Origin of the sequence: Sediminibacterium ginsengisoli, from assembly GCF_900167075.1 — a bacterium.
Classification (GTDB): domain Bacteria; phylum Bacteroidota; class Bacteroidia; order Chitinophagales; family Chitinophagaceae; genus Sediminibacterium; species Sediminibacterium ginsengisoli.
The window spans coordinates 159,666-176,784 of record NZ_FUWH01000005.1; the positions used below are offsets into that span (position 1 = coordinate 159,666).

Sequence of the window (17,119 nt, forward strand, 5' to 3'; positions counted from 1 at the left end):
CTTATCTTGCGGCAGCTATGGACGCAATCACCCTGACCCTTCTTTGTACTGCTGCTTTCGCTGCCGGATTTGTAGATGCCATTGTAGGCGGTGGCGGACTGATTCAGACACCTTCTGCTTTGGTATTACTACCTCAATACCCCGTCTCCACCGTGATCGGCTCTTTGAAGATACCGGCGTTCAGCGGAACAGCTTTTGCGGCCAGGCAATACCTCAGGCGGGTGAAAATGAACTGGCGCATACTTGGATTGATGTGCATCACAGCGTTTACAGCGGCATTCCTGGGTTCGATGTTATTATCAGTGGTGAGCAACCGTTTCATGAAACCGGTGATATTCGTGATCTTGATCCTTGTTGCTGTTTACACTTATGCCAAAAAAGATTTTGGTCAGCATACCCAGCGAAATCATTCGCCGAAGGCAATGTTATGGTATAGTCTGCTGATCAGTTCTGTGATCGGGTTTTACGATGGATTCATCGGTCCCGGCGCTGGCAGTTTCCTGGTACTGGCTTTTATTTCCATTCTCGGCTTCGACTTCCTGCATGCGAGTGCGAATGCCAAAATGGTCAATTTGTCGACCAATTTCGGCTCTATTGTTTTTTTCCTGGTGAAAGGCAGTATCCTGTGGACAGTCACGATTCCCATGGCCATCAGCAATGCGGTGGGCGGAATGGTGGGTGCAAGACTGGCCTTATCCAAGGGTAACCGGTTTATCCGTATTTTTTTCCTGCTGGTGGTTACCGCCACCCTGCTGCGTTTCGGGTACGATGTATTCTTCCGTAAAGCATAGAATTTCTTCTTCCGGCTGGCCAGAGATCCAATCTTAACCTTTCTTTATCTGTAAAAAGTGGATTATGGCAGTCTTATAGCTGTACTTTTCAACACCGGCGGTTCCCGTTGCCCGGTAAACGTATATTTGATATGACCAATCAGCAATATATGGCCATTGCCTCCTTCGAAAGGGAAAAGAATCTGAAAGCATCAGGCATCACCGCACTCGTGTGTGTGTTGCTGTTCCTGCTGTTCTTTTTCCTGCAGTGGACGCTGCCCCAGGTAACACAGCCCGAGTTCGGGGAAGGGATAGAAGTGAATCTTGGGAACAGTGAGACCGGACTTGGCGATATCGCCCCGCAAATACCCGGTGAGCCTTCTGCACTGGAAGATGTGAAAGCCGCTCCACAACAAGCGGCAGAAACACCCGCACAACCCAGCGTTGAGGCAGATGAACATGCGGATGAAGATGCACCGGTGGTCAATAAAACCACAAAACCGCTGAACAAACCTGTTATCAAGGAAAACCCACCCGTAAAGAAGCCCGTAAAAGCAACGGTGACCAATGTTACGCCGGCACCTCCGAAAGCAAAAGCCGTGTTTAAAGGCGGAACAACAGCTGCACCCGGCGGCAACAGGGCCGATAGCTACAATGGCGTGCGCGACCAGGGTATTGCAGGCGGTAAAGGAGACCAGGGAAATCCGAATGGCAATCCGAATTCAGACAGTTACAAAGGCAATGCTGCCAGTGGCAATGGAGGAAGCGGCGGTGCAGGTGGTGGCGGAGTAAGCATCCGTAACGGTTTGGACGGCCGCAGGTTTTCCAGGCTGCCTTCTTTTGAAGATGACTTTAATGAAAACGCCAAAGTAGCGGTAGATATTACGGTGGACAAAGCAGGTAATGTATTGCAGGCGATTGTCAATAATAAAGGAACCACAACCACCAATCAGAATATCCGCAACATTGCGCTCCGGAAAGCACGAAGCCTGAAGCTGACTGCCGGCAATGAAGAACAGAGCGGCACACTGGTGTTCAGCTTTAAAGTACGCGGATAATCATTGTTAGTTGCTGCATGTTCAGGATATTGCACCTGATTTCAAACATGTAATCCCATGACCTATCCTGAGACCGTCGAATACCTGTTCAGCAGGCTGCCCATGTTCAGTCGTATCGGCGCAGATGCATTCAAAAAAGACCTTACCAATACCTACCGTTTATGTGAAGCGCTCGGCAATCCGCAGCAGCATATAAAAATGGTACACATTGCAGGAACCAACGGCAAGGGATCTACCAGTCATATGCTGGCAGCGATCCTGCAGGAAGCCGGTTATAAAACGGGATTGTATACATCGCCGCATCTGAAAGATTTCAGGGAGCGTATCAAAATCAACGGCGAATGGTGTGATGAAGCTTTTGTTGTCGATTTCACCCGCCGCATACAGCCTTATATCGATAGTGTCGAACCCTCCTTTTTCGAGATCACGGTGGCCATGGCTTTCGATTATTTTGCACAGCAGAAAGTGGATATTGCCGTGATCGAAACCGGCCTGGGCGGCAGGTTAGACAGTACCAATATCATCACACCAGAACTCAGTGTGATCACAAATATCGGCATGGACCATATGAATATGCTGGGTGATACGTTAACACTGATCGCAGAGGAAAAAGCAGGGATCATCAAAAAAAACATCCCCGTTGTAATTGGTGAAGCTATTGCAGAAACAAGACCTGTATTCGAAACAACGGCGAATGCATTAGAAGCCCCCATCATTTTTGCACAGGAATGCAGGTACGTAACCGACTGGAAATACCAGGCCCATCACCTGCATGTAGAGGTCGCTGACCGGAAGCAGGACACCCATCATATTTACGAACTGGATCTTCCCGGTATATACCAGCGCCACAATCTTCTTACCGTACTGGAAGCGGCACACCAGCTGCAGTTGCAGGGCTGGAACATCGGGCGGGAAATCGTTCACAAAGCTTTAAAACAGGTAAAGCGGAGTACCGGGCTGCATGGACGCTGGGAAATTGTACGGGAGCAACCTTTGGTTGTACTCGATGTAGCGCATAATGCAGATGGAATAAAGCAGGTGCGTGAACAGCTCGAATACACAGACTACCATCACCTCCATATTGTAATCGGCATGGTAAAAGATAAGGATGTGGAACAGGTGCTTGAACATCTCCCCCAACATGCTTCTTATTATTTCACCAGGGCGCAATTACCACGTGCTATGGATGCGCTTGCCCTGCAGGAACTCGCCGCCGCTCATCAGCTCCACGGCGAAGCCTATGCAACCGTTGAACTCGCCGTTCGCGAAGCACTTACCAGGGCACATGAAAAGGATATGATCCTTGTTTGCGGAAGTGTTTTTGTTGTAGCTGAAGTATCGTTGTAATCAAACTTTCTTATTGTTCCGTAAGCCAGCCCAGTTTTAACAGCGCCTGGTATACCGCCCCAACCTGCACGCCGTGCTGTATTTTGTTTTCACGAAGCAAACTGAGCACTTCTTCTTTTGAAAAGCTCACTACATCCAGGTCTTCGAATGCATCGAACTGCTGTTTACCATTGGGCTCTGCATTCCGCACAAGATAAAAATAAGCTGTATTGTTATTAATGGCAGGATTGGGTGATAACTTCATCAGGAACGATATGTCCGCAGACGTATAACCGGTTTCCTCTTCCATTTCACGAAGCGCTGCCTGCTGAGGCTCTTCACCTTTTTCTATAATGCCGCCGGGCAACTCATAGGTTACAGCATCTACAGGATAACGATACTGTTTCACAAAGACCATTCGTTCGTCTTTTGTGAGCACAATCACATTGGTCCAGTCGGGCAGTTCTACTACATAATAAGGTTCAATCACACGGCCATCCGGCAGTTCGCAGCTATCTGCACGCGCAATGAACCACCTGTCCTTATAAACATATTCAGATTTGAGTTTTTTCCACCTGAGGTTCCGTTCCATTTTACCAGCCCCTTTGTTCTCTTAATGACGTAATATGTGCGGTATGATGCCTGCCATGCCATGCGTACATGCCCAGCAGGTGCCAGAGCGTCATCTCTTTTCCATGTTCCGGATGCACAATACTGCGCTGCCACTGTTCTCCGGTAAGATCCTGCAGAGTGGCAACAAGCCGCTGGTGCAATGCATACAGCAAAGTGAGAGAGACATTCACAGGTATGCTGTCATTATCCGGCAGCAATGCCCATTCCTTTTCCTCGTAGGGTTTGATCACCGGCTTGTCTTCCGTAAGCCCCAGTTTAAAACGTGTGTAAGCGTTTATATGACTGTCGGCAACATGATGCACCACCTGCTGCACAGTCCAGCCGCCTTCGCGGTAAGGCGTCTGTAATTGCGCCGAATCTAAATTCAGTATGGAGCGTTCCAGTTCTTCGGGCAGGAAACGGAGATCGAGCAACCATTCTTTTTTCTGTTTTTCCGAAAAAGGCTGCGGTTCATATTGGCCGATGGGATAACGGGGATCGCTGCTCATAAATATCGTTTATAGTATCAGAACCTTAATCACTCTCCACGCAATGCATGGCCTGTAAGCTGGATGAACACATCTTCCAGGTTGGCCTTCTTCACTTCTTTCGGTCTTTCAAATCCGCTGGCCACCAGGTCATCGATCAGTTTATCCGGCGATCCCTGGGCAATGATCCTGCCGCTGTCTACAATCGCAACGCGATCGCAGAGCACTTCTGCCTCATCCATATAATGCGTGGTGATAATAACGGTTGTTCCCTGCTCGCGGATTTGCTGCACCAGGTCCCAGAGGTTCCTGCGCGCCTGCGGATCAAGGCCGGTGGTAGGTTCATCGAGAAAGATGATCCTGGGCTTATTGATCAGTGTGGTTGCAATTGAAAATCTTTGTTTTTGTCCGCCGCTCAATTCCTTGTATTTCGCTTTCGCTTTATCGCGCAGGTTAACGGTATCGAGCAATTTACCCGGATCGATATCCTCATTGTACAACCCCGCAAAAAGCGTAATCAGTTCTGAAAGATTCAGCCCGGGATAGTAACCCGAGGTCTGCAACTGCACACCAATGATCTTTTTGATCTCGTTGGGCGATTCGTCGAGATTGATACCGTCTACCCAGATCTCCCCGCTGGTCTTTTCGCGCAGCGTCTCTATGATCTCCAGCGTAGTTGATTTACCCGCCCCGTTCGGCCCGAGCAAACCGAAGATCTCACCTTCATACACTTCAAAACTCAATCCCTTCACGGCTTCAAAATCGCCGTATTTCTTATGCAGGTCCTTTACTGTAATAATCGCTTTAGCCATAGATCAGAATTTTACAACCAGTCCGGCTGCATTGTCAGATACTCCGATTCCGATAGAAGCACGACTATACCGCTGGTTGAACAAAGTTACGGCCATTGCCAGGTTTTTCTGTCCCATTAATGTGAGGTAGCCTCCGCCCAGTGTAGCCGCAAAACCGCCGCCAACCAGCCCCCAGCCAACACCGCTGTTATCGCGTGAGATCTGGCCAACACCAACGATGATGGCAACGGTACCCACCAGCCCCAGCGCCTGCCCGGTAATTTTATTCGATTGATGTCTGCGGTACAGTTTCATCAGTTCTTCATCGCGCGTACGCGCAAATAAACGCATGAACTGTGTACTGCCCTTATATAAAGTATCCCTGTAAATGATATTATTTGGTTTGGCACCAACAATATAGTTCATCAATCCCGGTTCAATTCTCTGCTGCGCGGAGCCGTTTTTTGTCAAAGCCAGCACAACCAGCAGAAGAATACAGATTTGCTTCATGTTTATATTTTTCCTGTCTGATAATTATCCAGTTCTTCCATCATCAACTTGCTGCCGATGAACAGCGGCGTACGCTGGTGCAGTTCATCGGGTACGATATCCATGATGCGCTGCTTTCCGTCTGTAGCACTGCCTCCGGCCATTTCCACGATAAACGCGCATGGATTTGCTTCGTATAGAAGACGGAGCTTGCCTTTGGGCTTGTCTGTAGTTCCGGGGTACATAAATATGCCGCCTTTGATCAGGTTACGGTGCACATCCGCCACCATGCTACCCACATACCGCTGGGTGTAAGGACCGCCGGTTTCTTTGGTTTTCCGCTGGCAGGCATCGATATACCTGCGCACGGGTTCCTCATACTGAAAGAAATTACCATGGTTGACAGAATAGAACTTGCCTTCCGCCGGGCATTGAATGTCCGGATGACTGAGCGAGAACTCGCCGATAGAAGGATCCAATGTAAAACCGTTTACGCCTCTGCGTGTGGCATATACCAGCATGGTGCTGGATCCGTAGATCACATACCCCGCTGCCACCTGCCTGTTGCCGGGCTGCAGGAAATCTTCTTTGGTGCAGGGTTTTCCTTTTTCACTTACCCTTTTGTATACGCTGAAAATAGTACCGATAGAAACATTTACATCAATATTACCGCTGCCATCGAGCGGGTCGAAGAGTACTACGTATTTGCTGTTATTGCTAACCTCATCATTAAATACCACAAAATCATCCAGTTCTTCGCTTCCGATACCAGCACAGCTGATCCCGTGTTTCAGTACGCCCATGAACTGGTTGTTGGCATAGATGTCGAGCTTTTTCACATCTTCACCCTGTACATTCACCGAGCCGGCATCGCCAAGGATATCTACCAGGCCGGCTTTGTTCACTTCTACATTTACCCGCTTGGCAGCCAGGCCGATATCACGGAGCAGGCTGCTTAATTCGCCGGTAGCGGAAGGAAATTGTCTTAATTGCTGTAGTGTAAATTCGTCAAGTGTAAGGATGTTCCTGTTTACCATCATAAAGCTCAGAATCGTTTGGATAAAGGTAGTAAGTGCCGTTTAATCCTGCTGATAAAATTTTTATGCTTTATGCGGTATGAGAATGTTGCTTATTTACGCAGGAAAATTTGCGTGAAATAGATGACTCCATCCCTGTTCTTATAGGTTCCTATGCCGGTTAATGCGTAATTGCCTTCGATATTTTTTTTATGACCGGGACTATTGAGCCAGCCTTTCACTACTTCTTTGGCCGACAATTCACCGTATGCCACATTTTCTGCGGAGGCCGTGATACGACCTTCTGTCTTCATCAGGTTCGCAACCCGTTGTTCGAAGCCGTTATGTCCGAATGAAGTAGAGCCCGTTGCCATGCTCTTGCTGTGATTATAAGCCTGCACCGAAGCAGCATCCAGCATCTGCAGCGGGGCAAGCCCCCGGGAGCGGCGGTAATCGTTCACATAATATAAGATATCCTCATTCAGTTTACCCGTGAGCGCATTTTTAGGCGCAGGTGCGGCCTTAACAGGCGGTGCCGGTGTACTGGCAACGGGTGTATTCCTGCTGCAGGATAATATGGCAGTTATCACCAGGGCCGTTGCAATATGTTTGGAGATGAGGGAAATGGTCATTGTTTTTTTCCTGCATGAATGCAACAAATGTACCAACGCCGCTTTGTAATAAGGGAATTAACTATTTTTATGGTTTTCTTTAAGAGAGCAGGTAATAGTAAACATATGAAAGTATTTAAGTTCGGAGGCGCAAGTGTTAACAGTGTTGAACGGATCAAAAACCTGGCCGCGGTTTTGCGTGAATATCCGTCGGAACAACTGGTTGTTATTATATCAGCCATGGGCAAAACCACCAATGCGCTGGAGAAAGTGGCAGAAGCTTTTTATGCCGGCAAAAAAGAGGAAGCCCTTGAATTGTTCAATACAGTTAAAAACCAGCATCTTAATACGGCGAAGTACCTGCTGGTTACGCGCTACAATGCCTGCTACAGCCAGCTGAACGATTTTTTCACTGAGGTTGAATGGCTGCTGCATGATCAGCCGGTAAGAGAGTTCGATTATTATTACGACCAGATCGTTTGCGCCGGTGAGTTGTTCAGTACGGCCATTATCAGTCATTTCCTGGCAGAGGACGGCATTGGTAACGAATGGCTGGATGTACGCGACCTGATCCGGACTGACAATAATTTCCGGGATGCCGCCATTGACTGGCCTGCCACTACGCAACGCATCCGTGATGAGATCGGCGATGGCGCATTATATATTACCCAGGGATTTATCGGTTCTACGAACGACAATGAAAATACCACGCTCGGCAGAGAAGGGAGTGATTATACGGCCGCAGTATTTGCCAATATCCTCAACGCAGAAAGCCTTACGATCTGGAAAGATGTGGAAGGCGTGATGAATGCCGATCCTAAAACATTTGAAGATACACAACTGATCAGCGAGCTCAGCTTCAGGGAAGTGATCGAAATGGCTTATTACGGTGCACAGGTCATTCACCCGAAAACCATCAAGCCTTTACAAAACAAGAATATCCCGCTTTACGTAAAATGTTTCCTCAACCCCGCCTTACCAGGTACGGTCATTCACGGTAAAACGAACAAGAACCTGCCTCCTATTTTTGTAATCAAGAACAACCAGGCACTGGTGCAGCTCAACAGCCAGGATTTTTCGTTCGTGGGAGAAAAACCGGTTGCCGCGCTTTATGAATTATTCAGCAAACTGCGCATCAGCACCAATCTGGTACAGACAGGTGCCATCAGCGTAATGGTTTGCCTCGACGACAAAGGCGATAAAACAGACCAGCTTGCTGCGGCTGCCAGTGAGCATTTTGATGTGCAGATAGAAAAAGGGCTGCACCTGCTCACCATCCGGCATGGCAATGAAAAACTCACACAAACATTAACCGCAGGTAAAAGCATTGTATTGATGCAACGCTCGCCTGATACCATACAGGTATTGTACAGGGATTTAAACTGATCATATGGTGAGGAGAAGTGAGGTTGCCAACCTTACACCCGCACCATTCCTCAATTCTCCCTCACTATACTTAATCTTCCAAACTACAGTGTTCCGCGTCTCCTGCTCATGCACTATACGCCACAAACTGGAACTCATAACGATGCTTATACATATACAGAAATGTATGCTTATCCAGTGGCAGCAAACCATCCAGGTAATAACGCAGCAGGGAAATCACATAGCCTGTTTCTTCAAAAAATGCATAGACTTCTTCAGGTGTGCCTTTGAAATAATCAAGCCCGCCATAACCGCATTCGAATACGATGACCGGCCTGCATCGCATAATATTCGCTCTTGCCCCTTTCAGCACTTTCAGTTCCGCACCCTCTACGTCTATTTTGATCAGATCCAGCTTTTGCAATTCCAGCAACGCATCCAGGCTGTTGGTCTGCACCTTTAATTCCCTGGCTTCCAGTTTGCGCAATACATTCCATCGTCTCGAAAGTCCGCTTACACCTGTTCTTCCGGGGAAATAATAAAAACTGGCCGTTTCAATCGTATCGGAAAGAACATAAGGATAGATACTTACTCTTCCCGAAGCATAACGCCTGGCGAGATAACGGTTGAGGTGCGGGATCGGTTCAAAGCCATGTATGGTGCCTTTTGTACAATGCCTGGTCATGGCATGAAAAAGCTGACCTTCATTTACACCGATGTCCACACATACGGCATCTGCCGGCAGGCGCCGGATCAGTTCTATGGTTTGAAGGTCATACACTGGTAATTTATGTTTCAGTTCACGGTTATAAAAACTGAATAACCTGAACGTTAAAGATCTGACCATGTTCTTCAACCTGATAAAAGGATAATAACTCATAAGCTTCGTATAATTCCGGTCTTACAGGGACGATTAAATTAATGCCTCTTATGATCCGGTTAGCGTGGCCGGTGATGCCTTGGTGAAAAGCAAAAACTACCGTTCATCAGTAATTACCGGTTACGCTTTTTTACATTTCAGCGAGAGCGGGACAAAAAAAAGGGAGACTCCGTCACCGGAGCCTCCCAAAACTTAAAAGCACACGAGATTGTCTAGTTCTCGCTCAATGGCAAAGGCAATTGGGGCCATATGTCATCGTTCGTTCTGTCTTTTGGCAATGTATTCAGCAGGCCGTTCCTTCTCAGATCGATCCACCTGTGACCTTCTCCGAAAAGTGAAAAACGGCGTTGTTTCAATACTTCGGTCAGTAGTGCAGCTGCAGTAAAAGGACCTGCATAAGGACCAACACCGTGCGCGGCGCGGATCCTGTCTATAGCCGTCCTGGCATCGTTCAGTCCTGTACCTCCGCTCTGAAGACTGGCTTCTGCATACAGCAGTACGAGTTCTTCATTACGTATCACTGGGATCGGATCAGTATTACTGTGGTAAACCCATACATCCCTGTCGCTGGTCAGATTGTCCTGGCTGGCTGGCGTGGTACGCAGAGAGGTTTTATTGATCCTGTCATCATTTGCATCGATGGATGTTGCATAGGAAGGATGTGCAACACGGATCTCACCTGTCTTGTTCTTATCAACGAACAGCGGATTAAGCTGATCGCCCGGAGCAGCAGCATATACATGATACACACCGGTGTTAAGATCGCCATTCATATTCATGAAAGAAGCGGCAAGTGCGGTGAGCGCTGCAGGCCAGTTCTGGCGATATACGGCAACCCTGGCAGCGAGAGCCCTGTTGAATTTAGTGAGGCCGGCCACATCGGCAAAACCATCGAACCCTGACGAGAGGCTAAAGCTGACAGTAGATCCTGTCAGATCGGTACGCGCTTCGTCAAGCATTGCGGCGATATCAGTCAAAGCCTGATCTTTGGAAACGATTGCCCCAAGGTTCTTGTAATCCCTGACATCCGTTCTGATACCATTGGCATACGTAAGGTTCAGGTTCATCAGCAGCTGGTAAGCGATAATGGTCTTTGCATAACCGTTATAAGCTTTGCGCTGCTCTGCAGAAATATACTGTGAATTTTTAGCACCTTCTATCAGTACATAAGCCGTACGCACGGTATTGTAGCGGTAAAGCCATGGATTACCGATATAGAAAGCACTGTTATCCAGTACCGTATTATCAAGTCCAAGCAGATCCTGCGTGAACCTTGAATCTGAAGAAGACATACGGTAGTATTCGCGACCAAGTACACTCACCACATCTGTATAGGTGGCGAGTTCACTGCGCATGCCCGATTCTGTACCAGTAACAAGGTTATTCAGCTGCGCGATGGTCGGGTTTTTGATGATCTCCTCAATGGTTGGTGCATTCGGATTAGGAATCGCATCTTTTTTACAACTGTATAGCGACAAACTTGCAACAGCAGCCGCACATATCATATTACTTATCTTCATAGAAGTTTAGATTTAAAAGTCAAAGGATAAATGGAACTGCAATCTTTTGGAAGGCGGGAAAGGTGCAACGTCAACACCCGCACCGAAGCCTGCGCCGAAATTGGATACTTCCGGATCATATCCTTTGTAATTTGTCCATGTGAAGAAATTGTTCGCTGAAACACCTACCCTTACGTTCTGTAATACTTTCGAAGTCAGTGGCAAACGGTAGTAAAGACCAATCTCCCTCAAACGAACGAAGCTTGCATCCTGTACATAAGGTGCTTCTACGCCGAGTTGGGAAAGACGTGTTGCACCGGCTGTGCTGTTTCCTTTAACCTCATCATAATCCACGCTTGTTCTTCCAAGGTCAGAAAGCAGTTGTGTCAGGTTCACGTTATCACCACCATTTTTCCAATGGAGCAGGAAACGAAGACTCAGGTTCTTTTTAAAAGTGATCTCGTTGAAGAAGTTCATCTGGAAATCAGGCTCCATATCTCCCACCTGGGTAACAACACCACCACGGTTGCTCTGGATCTGGCTTACAGACTTACCTTCTTCTATAAACAGTGAACCAAAGCCAGCACCAAAAGCACTACCCGGGTCAAATGCAGGAACATCCAGTTTGGTCATTTTAGAACGGTTTAACCAGAAGTTTACATTTGAATTCCACTGCAGGTTTTTATTCGATACCGGTGTTGTTCTTAATCCAACCTCAATACCGCGGTTGCGCAGATTACCACCGTTTACCCATTTGCTCGCAAATCCTGTAGAACCCTGAACATCGCTCAGCAGTAACAGATCTTTGATAAGTTTGTTGTAATAAGAGAGTTCCAGATTGAGTCTGCCATTGAACAGGCTCATATCCACACCTACTTCAAGTTCGGTCTGCCTTTCTGCTTTGATGGAAGGATCACCCCAGCCCAGGTCTACGCGGGAACCCGCAAGTCCGCCGATATTAGTTCCGCCCAAAGTGATGAAGCGGCTGGAGAAAGAAGGGAAGTTTCCTGATTCGCCGTAAGCAGCCCTCAGTTTCAGATCATTGATCAGGTTTGATTTCCAGAACGGCATTTTTGAAAGGTTCAGCGCCACACTACCTTTCGGATAAGCGAGGTATTTTTTATGGTCACCGTTATTGGTTGATTTATCGAAACGCACACCTGCAGTAATATTCAGATAGTCGTTGATGCTGACCTCTTCATGCACAAACTGACCGTCGTTCCTGTAGCTTGTTCTGCGCTGTGTTACGTTGATCGCACCGGCCTGGTTGATGTTGGTTTCTGAACCGATCAGCTGGGTTGCATTATTGATAATATTATCATAGCTGCCATACTCATGCGTCAGCGCGGCTGTAGTGGTGAATGAAAGATTTTCATTAGGCCTGAAAACGTTTACCAGACCTGCATTCCAGTTGGTGTTCAGTTCATTTACATTGCCCTGTATATTATGTCCGCCTGTTGCTCCTTCTTCAAACTGAAGTGATGAAGGGAACAGCACAAATGATTTCAGGTGATAAAAATCGATACCACCCCTGGCCACAAGCTTTGTTACAGATTTTTCAGATTGCTGAAGACCTGCTTCAAAATTAAACCCGGTAGTAAAACGATTAATAGTTTCATTGTTCTTCATTTTATCTCTTGTTTCAAGGAAGTTGGAAGAGCTGAAACCATTGCGCGGATAACTACCATTCGGATTCTTATGCAATTCCATGAAACCAGGAGTTCCGGCCAGCGCAACACCAAATGAAACGCTCGCGTTATCGTTATTCGTCACACCCCTGTCTGAAGATGAATTGGTGTAAGATGAAGTTAATCCCACTTTAACCGTATTGGTGATACGGTGATCCACATTAAGACGGATACTGCTTCTCTGATAACCTGTTCCTTTAATGATACCATCTTCTTTCTGCGTACCGCTTGAAAGAAAAAAAGTTGTTTTATCATTACCTCCGTTCAGAGAAATACGGCTGTTACGGATAAATCCTTTTTCACCATACAGTTCTTTTTCATAATCATAGATCTTTCCTGCCGCCTGCGCATCCAGGAACTGCTGGCGGATAGCTGCCCTTGCGGCAATGGTTGCAGGATTAGTGCTGGTAGCACTGCCACCGAGATTGGCAGCTGTTTCTGCAGTGAACTGACGCTGACCAAGCAGGTGAGACGCAGATAACACACCCAGGTCCTGCGAAACATTGATCCTTGTTTTACCAGATTTACCTTTCTTGGTTGTAATGATCACCACACCCGCTGCAGCCTGTGAGCCATAAATCGCTGCGGCCGATGCCCCTTTTAGGATCTCGATATTTTCAATATCCGCAGGGTTGATATCTGCGATACGGTTGGTTCCGTTATCCTGGTCTGAAGTAATGCTTCCGTTATCTGAAGCCCTTGTTACTGCGTTGAGACCGGTAGATACAGTACGGTTGCTGACATACACACCATCGATCACATACAGGGGCTGGGTATTACCGTAAATGGTAGTCACACCACGCATTTTCACAGAGATACCACCACCCGGTGCACCTGAATTGGCTGTAATGTTCGCACCAACGATCTTACCGTTCAGCGCCGCATCGAAAGTCTGTGCAGGCGCTGTACCCGTAAGATCTTTTGCAGATACCACGGCTACGGCATTGGCTGAATTACGTCTTTTTACAGTGGTGGCCAGACCGGTTACAACCACTTCATCCAGCTGTGCTGCATCTTCTTCCAGAACAACTTTAAGCGGGTACGTTGCATTGCGGAGTGATACCGTTTTTGTTGCATAACCTGTGAAACTGATCACCAGGCTCTGATTGGCAGATGCCGTTAACTGGAATTTACCATCTGCACCGGTTACCGCATTCTGGGCGGTACCTTTTACTGTAACAGAGGCGCCCGACAAAGGATTACCCGTCTTGTCGTGCACCACCCCGTTCACTGAAACGGATTGGGCCTTAACTGCAAAACTGCTTGCCAGCATGCAGAATAAGGCACATAGTAGAGTTAGTCTTTTACTCATATTCATGAAGGAATTTAGATGAACCCTCATAGACATAACCGATGATAAAAATTTAATGCGAAAGGAACAGAATGACAAAAAAGGCTACTGAAATGATAGAGTAATATGCCGGGATACGCAGCCCTCTCTGCGCCTTCATTCTCTTATGTAAAAAACGACCACCAAACCTGCTGCATGCCTGTTGATGAAGGGCAATCTGCCGGTATTACCATTGCTGGATTTTACACATGCAACCTGTATAAAGAACCTATCTTCATACTTATGAAAAAACACCTGTTGCTTTTACATGGCGCAATCGGCTCTGCTGCGGAACTGGTGCCGCTTGCTGCAAAACTGGAAGAAGATTATACAGTTCACCTGTTCGATTTTCCAGGACACGGCGGCAAACAATTGCCCGACGCACCCTTTTCTATTCAGCTTTTTGCAGAAGCCGCGCTTGCCTATATCATACAGGAGCAACTTGAAAAAGTAGTCATTTTTGGTTACAGCATGGGCGGATATACGGCATTATATATGGCCCGCCATTATCCACAAATAATCGAAAAAGTGATTTGCCTGGGTACGAAATTCCGGTGGACAGAAACCATCGCACGCCAGGAAACCAAAATGCTCGATGCCGATGCGATAGCTGCTAAAGTGCCTGCATTTGCAGCAACACTTGCCAGCCGTCATGCCCCGAACAGCTGGCAGGAAATAGTACGAAGAACCAGCGATATGCTGCTCGCGGTCGGCAGCAACAATCCATTGAAAGAAGAGGATTACCCAAACATTCTTTGCCCATGCCTGGTGATGGTTGGTGACAGAGACAAAATGGCTCCTGCGGAAGAAACTTTGACCGTATACAGGGCTTTGCCCGACGCAGCTTTCGCCGTTCTGCCACGAACACCGCATGCTATTGAGAAAACCGACATGAACCTGCTCGCTCAGTTGATCAGGCAGTTCTGATATTCATCTCTGATACAAGGCAACATGGAACAGTTTTCAACTGCGCAGGAATATGTATTTGAAAAATTCGGGCTGCATTGCGCCGGGCTGCTTACCGAACCAGAAAGTGCTGCTTATGAAGCATGCAGATTCCGCCTTAACGATCGCGTTGTTGTGTTCCGGGCAGCTAAGATCACACCGTTGAAAACGGGCCAGTTCGTTACCATATGGAAAAGAGATGCTGATGGGCTGACAGCACCTTTTGATTTATCCGATGGAATCGATCTTTTCGTGATCGCCGTAAGCAATGGCAATCGGCTTGGTCAGTTTGTTTTCCCCGCAGCCCAGTTTCACAAACAGGGAATCATATCCGGTTCGGGGAAAAAAGGAAAGCGAGGGATCCGTGTCTATGCGCCCTGGGATGCTACGGAAAGTCCGCAGGCAAAACGCACGCAGCAATGGCAATGCCGCTTCTTTCTTGAAATCCCGGTTGCATTACCTGCGCTTGTTGAGGAGTTGTATTTATCCGCCTGATCATTATGCGGCAACATTTACCGGGCCGTACTTTTTTCTTTTTCCATACCACACTATAACAAATGCCACCGCAAGGAATGCCAGCATTATAAAAAAACTGTTGACCATCACCTCCGGATACCCAAGCACCGTTACGTTTATGAAAGGGTAAGGATACCATGTCGCATAATGTCCGCGTAAAAGAATAAAAAGAGTATAACAGGCGGGGTAGATCAGCCAGAAGGGAACCTGGTTATAGCGCAGCGAACGGGTATCCGTCCATCGCCACCAGTAAAACAACATCATCAACGGGATAACCGAATGCAGCAGATCATCCACAACAGCCTGCATACCCTCCGGCGACCATAAATGACGCAATACCATGTTGTAAACAAGTCCTACAATAAGAATATAAAGCGTAACAGCAGATTGCACGCCCGGCCGCCGGAAAAATCCTGCCGGCCTCATCAGGAGCGATGTTACACAAACAGCAACGAGCAGGTTGGATAACACCGTAAAAAAACTAAAGAACCGGATAAGTAATTCTGCTCTTGCGATCGCAGTTACCTGCTGCTGCAGCATGAACTGGCATATCAGGGCAAACCATGCAACAGCTGAGAACAGAAGCAGGAATTTTTTTCTGGCAGTCATGCTTCAAGTTACTCATAATTGATCACCATTGGTAAAACTTCTGCCTGTTTAAGAAGCCTGCTGCTCTTTCAGCAGTTTAACCCAATCAACCACCCGTGAGGTATAACCATATTCATTATCGAAGAAAGCCATCAGTTTTACCATCCTACCCGTGACTGCGGTAAGCGAACCTTCCACAACTGCGGAGTGCGTATTTCCACGTACATCATTTGATACCAGCGGATCTTCCGTATACGCAATGATGCCTTTGTATTCAGACGCAGCCGCTTCTTTAAAGATCCTGTTGATCTCCTGCACGCTGGTATCCGCTTTCATCTGGAAAGTAAAATCTGCAAGCGCACCATTTGCCACCGGCACCCGGGTGGTTACCGTATGGATCCTGCCTTTCAGCACCGGGAAAAGACGTTCGAGCGATTCTGCAAGGTCTACAGGTACGGGAATAACGGATTCTGCTGCTGCCCTTCCGCGGCGCATATCTTTATGAGGACCGTCTACCAGGTGCTGGCGCGAAGTATAAGAGTGAACTACATTGAGATGAACCGCCTCAATACCGATGGATTGCATCAGGTATATCAGGTGGGTTGAGCAGTTGGTCATGCAGCCGCCCGGGGAAACGATCAGGCTTCCGGTTGATACCTGGTGCTGGTTGAAGCCATAGATACAAAGCGGTATATCCGGCGCTCCCGTGGTAGACAGCAATACTTTACGCGCTCCGGCCTGAAGGTGCGTGCCGGCGCCGGCGCTGTCCATGAAAAGCCCGGTGCATTCCAGTACCAGGTCTATATCCAGCTCTTTCCAGGGAAGCTTTGCCGGATCAGGCTGCTGCAGTATCTGAACCGTTTTACCGGCAATACACAGCTGACCGTTTTCAAGTGCTACTTCATCTTCCGCTGCACCATATACGGAATCATATTTTTGGAGATAAACCAGCTGGGCCGGCGTCATAATATCATTCACCGCTACTACTTCAAGGCCTTCAATCTTCACCAGGCGACGCAGCAGCAACCGGCCAATACGTCCCATACCATTGATCGCTATTCTCATACTCTTTTTTTGAAGCTGCAAAAATAAAGACTTAATGATTTGCAACGCTGGCAAACATTTTGCCGTCATTCCCAAAAAAGCC

At 47.6% G+C, this 17,119-nt stretch carries 17 protein-coding genes; 6 read left to right on the forward strand and 11 right to left on the reverse strand.

Annotation, left to right across the window (positions count from 1 at the left end):
* The first annotated feature begins 17 nt into the window (after window positions 1–17).
* The 3 genes from B5D42_RS10530 (at window position 18) to B5D42_RS10540 (ending at window position 3,175) form a co-directional block, all read left to right on the forward strand.
* A complete protein-coding gene (locus tag B5D42_RS10530) occupies window positions 18–791 on the forward strand; it encodes a sulfite exporter TauE/SafE family protein (RefSeq protein WP_078831468.1) in 774 nt (257 codons plus the stop codon).
* A 131-nt stretch (window positions 792–922) separates the two neighbouring features.
* The gene (locus B5D42_RS10535) at window positions 923–1,828 is read left to right on the forward strand and encodes a hypothetical protein (RefSeq protein ID WP_078831469.1); all 906 of its coding nucleotides are present in this window, start codon (window positions 923–925) and stop codon (window positions 1,826–1,828) included.
* A gap of 57 nt (window positions 1,829–1,885) precedes the next feature.
* Window positions 1,886–3,175 carry a bifunctional folylpolyglutamate synthase/dihydrofolate synthase gene (locus B5D42_RS10540; RefSeq protein WP_078831470.1) on the forward strand — a complete coding sequence of 430 codons (1,290 nt, stop codon included), beginning with the start codon at window positions 1,886–1,888 and terminating at the stop codon, window positions 3,173–3,175.
* Window positions 3,176–3,185: 10 nt separating this feature from the next.
* Here the strand turns inward: B5D42_RS10540 and B5D42_RS10545 are convergent, their stop codons facing one another.
* The 6 genes from B5D42_RS10545 to B5D42_RS10570 form a co-directional block, all read right to left on the reverse strand.
* Complete coding sequence (locus tag B5D42_RS10545) at window positions 3,186–3,746, reverse strand: NUDIX hydrolase (RefSeq protein WP_078831471.1); 561 nt, start codon at window positions 3,744–3,746, stop codon at window positions 3,186–3,188.
* A 1-nt stretch (window position 3,747) separates the two neighbouring features.
* A complete protein-coding gene (locus B5D42_RS10550; protein ID WP_078831472.1) occupies window positions 3,748–4,275 on the reverse strand; it encodes a YfiT family bacillithiol transferase in 528 nt (175 codons plus the stop codon).
* 29 nt (window positions 4,276–4,304) lie between these two features.
* A complete protein-coding gene (locus B5D42_RS10555) occupies window positions 4,305–5,066 on the reverse strand; it encodes an ABC transporter ATP-binding protein (RefSeq protein WP_078831473.1) in 762 nt (253 codons plus the stop codon).
* A 3-nt stretch (window positions 5,067–5,069) separates the two neighbouring features.
* A complete protein-coding gene (locus B5D42_RS10560; protein ID WP_078831474.1) occupies window positions 5,070–5,555 on the reverse strand; it encodes a hypothetical protein in 486 nt (161 codons plus the stop codon).
* 2 nt (window positions 5,556–5,557) lie between these two features.
* Entirely contained in the window at window positions 5,558–6,574 is a 1,017-nt protein-coding gene (gene fbp, locus B5D42_RS10565) for a class 1 fructose-bisphosphatase (protein ID WP_217698813.1), read from the reverse strand.
* A gap of 89 nt (window positions 6,575–6,663) precedes the next feature.
* On the reverse strand, window positions 6,664–7,182 hold the full coding sequence (locus tag B5D42_RS10570; RefSeq protein WP_078831475.1) for a CAP domain-containing protein: 519 nt from the start codon (window positions 7,180–7,182) through the stop codon (window positions 6,664–6,666).
* 105 nt (window positions 7,183–7,287) lie between these two features.
* On the opposite strand from B5D42_RS10570, the gene B5D42_RS10575 reads away from it, so the two are divergent.
* Complete coding sequence (locus B5D42_RS10575; protein WP_078831476.1) at window positions 7,288–8,547, forward strand: aspartate kinase; 1,260 nt, start codon at window positions 7,288–7,290, stop codon at window positions 8,545–8,547.
* A 106-nt stretch (window positions 8,548–8,653) separates the two neighbouring features.
* Here B5D42_RS10575 and B5D42_RS10580 read toward each other — a convergent pair whose 3' ends face one another.
* From B5D42_RS10580 to B5D42_RS10590, 3 genes are all read right to left on the reverse strand, one after another.
* Window positions 8,654–9,406, reverse strand: coding sequence for an FkbM family methyltransferase (locus B5D42_RS10580; protein ID WP_078831477.1), 753 nt, complete (start codon window positions 9,404–9,406; stop codon window positions 8,654–8,656).
* Window positions 9,407–9,618: 212 nt separating this feature from the next.
* Complete coding sequence (locus B5D42_RS10585; RefSeq protein ID WP_078831478.1) at window positions 9,619–10,926, reverse strand: RagB/SusD family nutrient uptake outer membrane protein; 1,308 nt, start codon at window positions 10,924–10,926, stop codon at window positions 9,619–9,621.
* Between the two features lie 12 nt (window positions 10,927–10,938).
* On the reverse strand, window positions 10,939–13,905 hold the full coding sequence (locus B5D42_RS10590; RefSeq protein ID WP_078831578.1) for a SusC/RagA family TonB-linked outer membrane protein: 2,967 nt from the start codon (window positions 13,903–13,905) through the stop codon (window positions 10,939–10,941).
* A gap of 261 nt (window positions 13,906–14,166) precedes the next feature.
* Between B5D42_RS10590 and B5D42_RS10595 the strand changes: the two genes are divergently transcribed.
* The gene (locus tag B5D42_RS10595; RefSeq protein WP_078831579.1) at window positions 14,167–14,850 is read left to right on the forward strand and encodes an alpha/beta fold hydrolase; all 684 of its coding nucleotides are present in this window, start codon (window positions 14,167–14,169) and stop codon (window positions 14,848–14,850) included.
* 24 nt (window positions 14,851–14,874) lie between these two features.
* A complete protein-coding gene (locus tag B5D42_RS10600; RefSeq protein ID WP_078831479.1) occupies window positions 14,875–15,363 on the forward strand; it encodes a MepB family protein in 489 nt (162 codons plus the stop codon).
* Between the two features lie 3 nt (window positions 15,364–15,366).
* Here the strand turns inward: B5D42_RS10600 and B5D42_RS10605 are convergent, their stop codons facing one another.
* Both B5D42_RS10605 and B5D42_RS10610 read right to left on the reverse strand, forming a co-directional pair.
* Window positions 15,367–15,993 carry a Pr6Pr family membrane protein gene (locus B5D42_RS10605; protein ID WP_078831480.1) on the reverse strand — a complete coding sequence of 209 codons (627 nt, stop codon included), beginning with the start codon at window positions 15,991–15,993 and terminating at the stop codon, window positions 15,367–15,369.
* Window positions 15,994–16,041: 48 nt separating this feature from the next.
* On the reverse strand, window positions 16,042–17,037 hold the full coding sequence (locus B5D42_RS10610) for a type I glyceraldehyde-3-phosphate dehydrogenase (RefSeq protein ID WP_176112971.1): 996 nt from the start codon (window positions 17,035–17,037) through the stop codon (window positions 16,042–16,044).
* Window positions 17,038–17,119 lie beyond the last annotated feature (82 nt).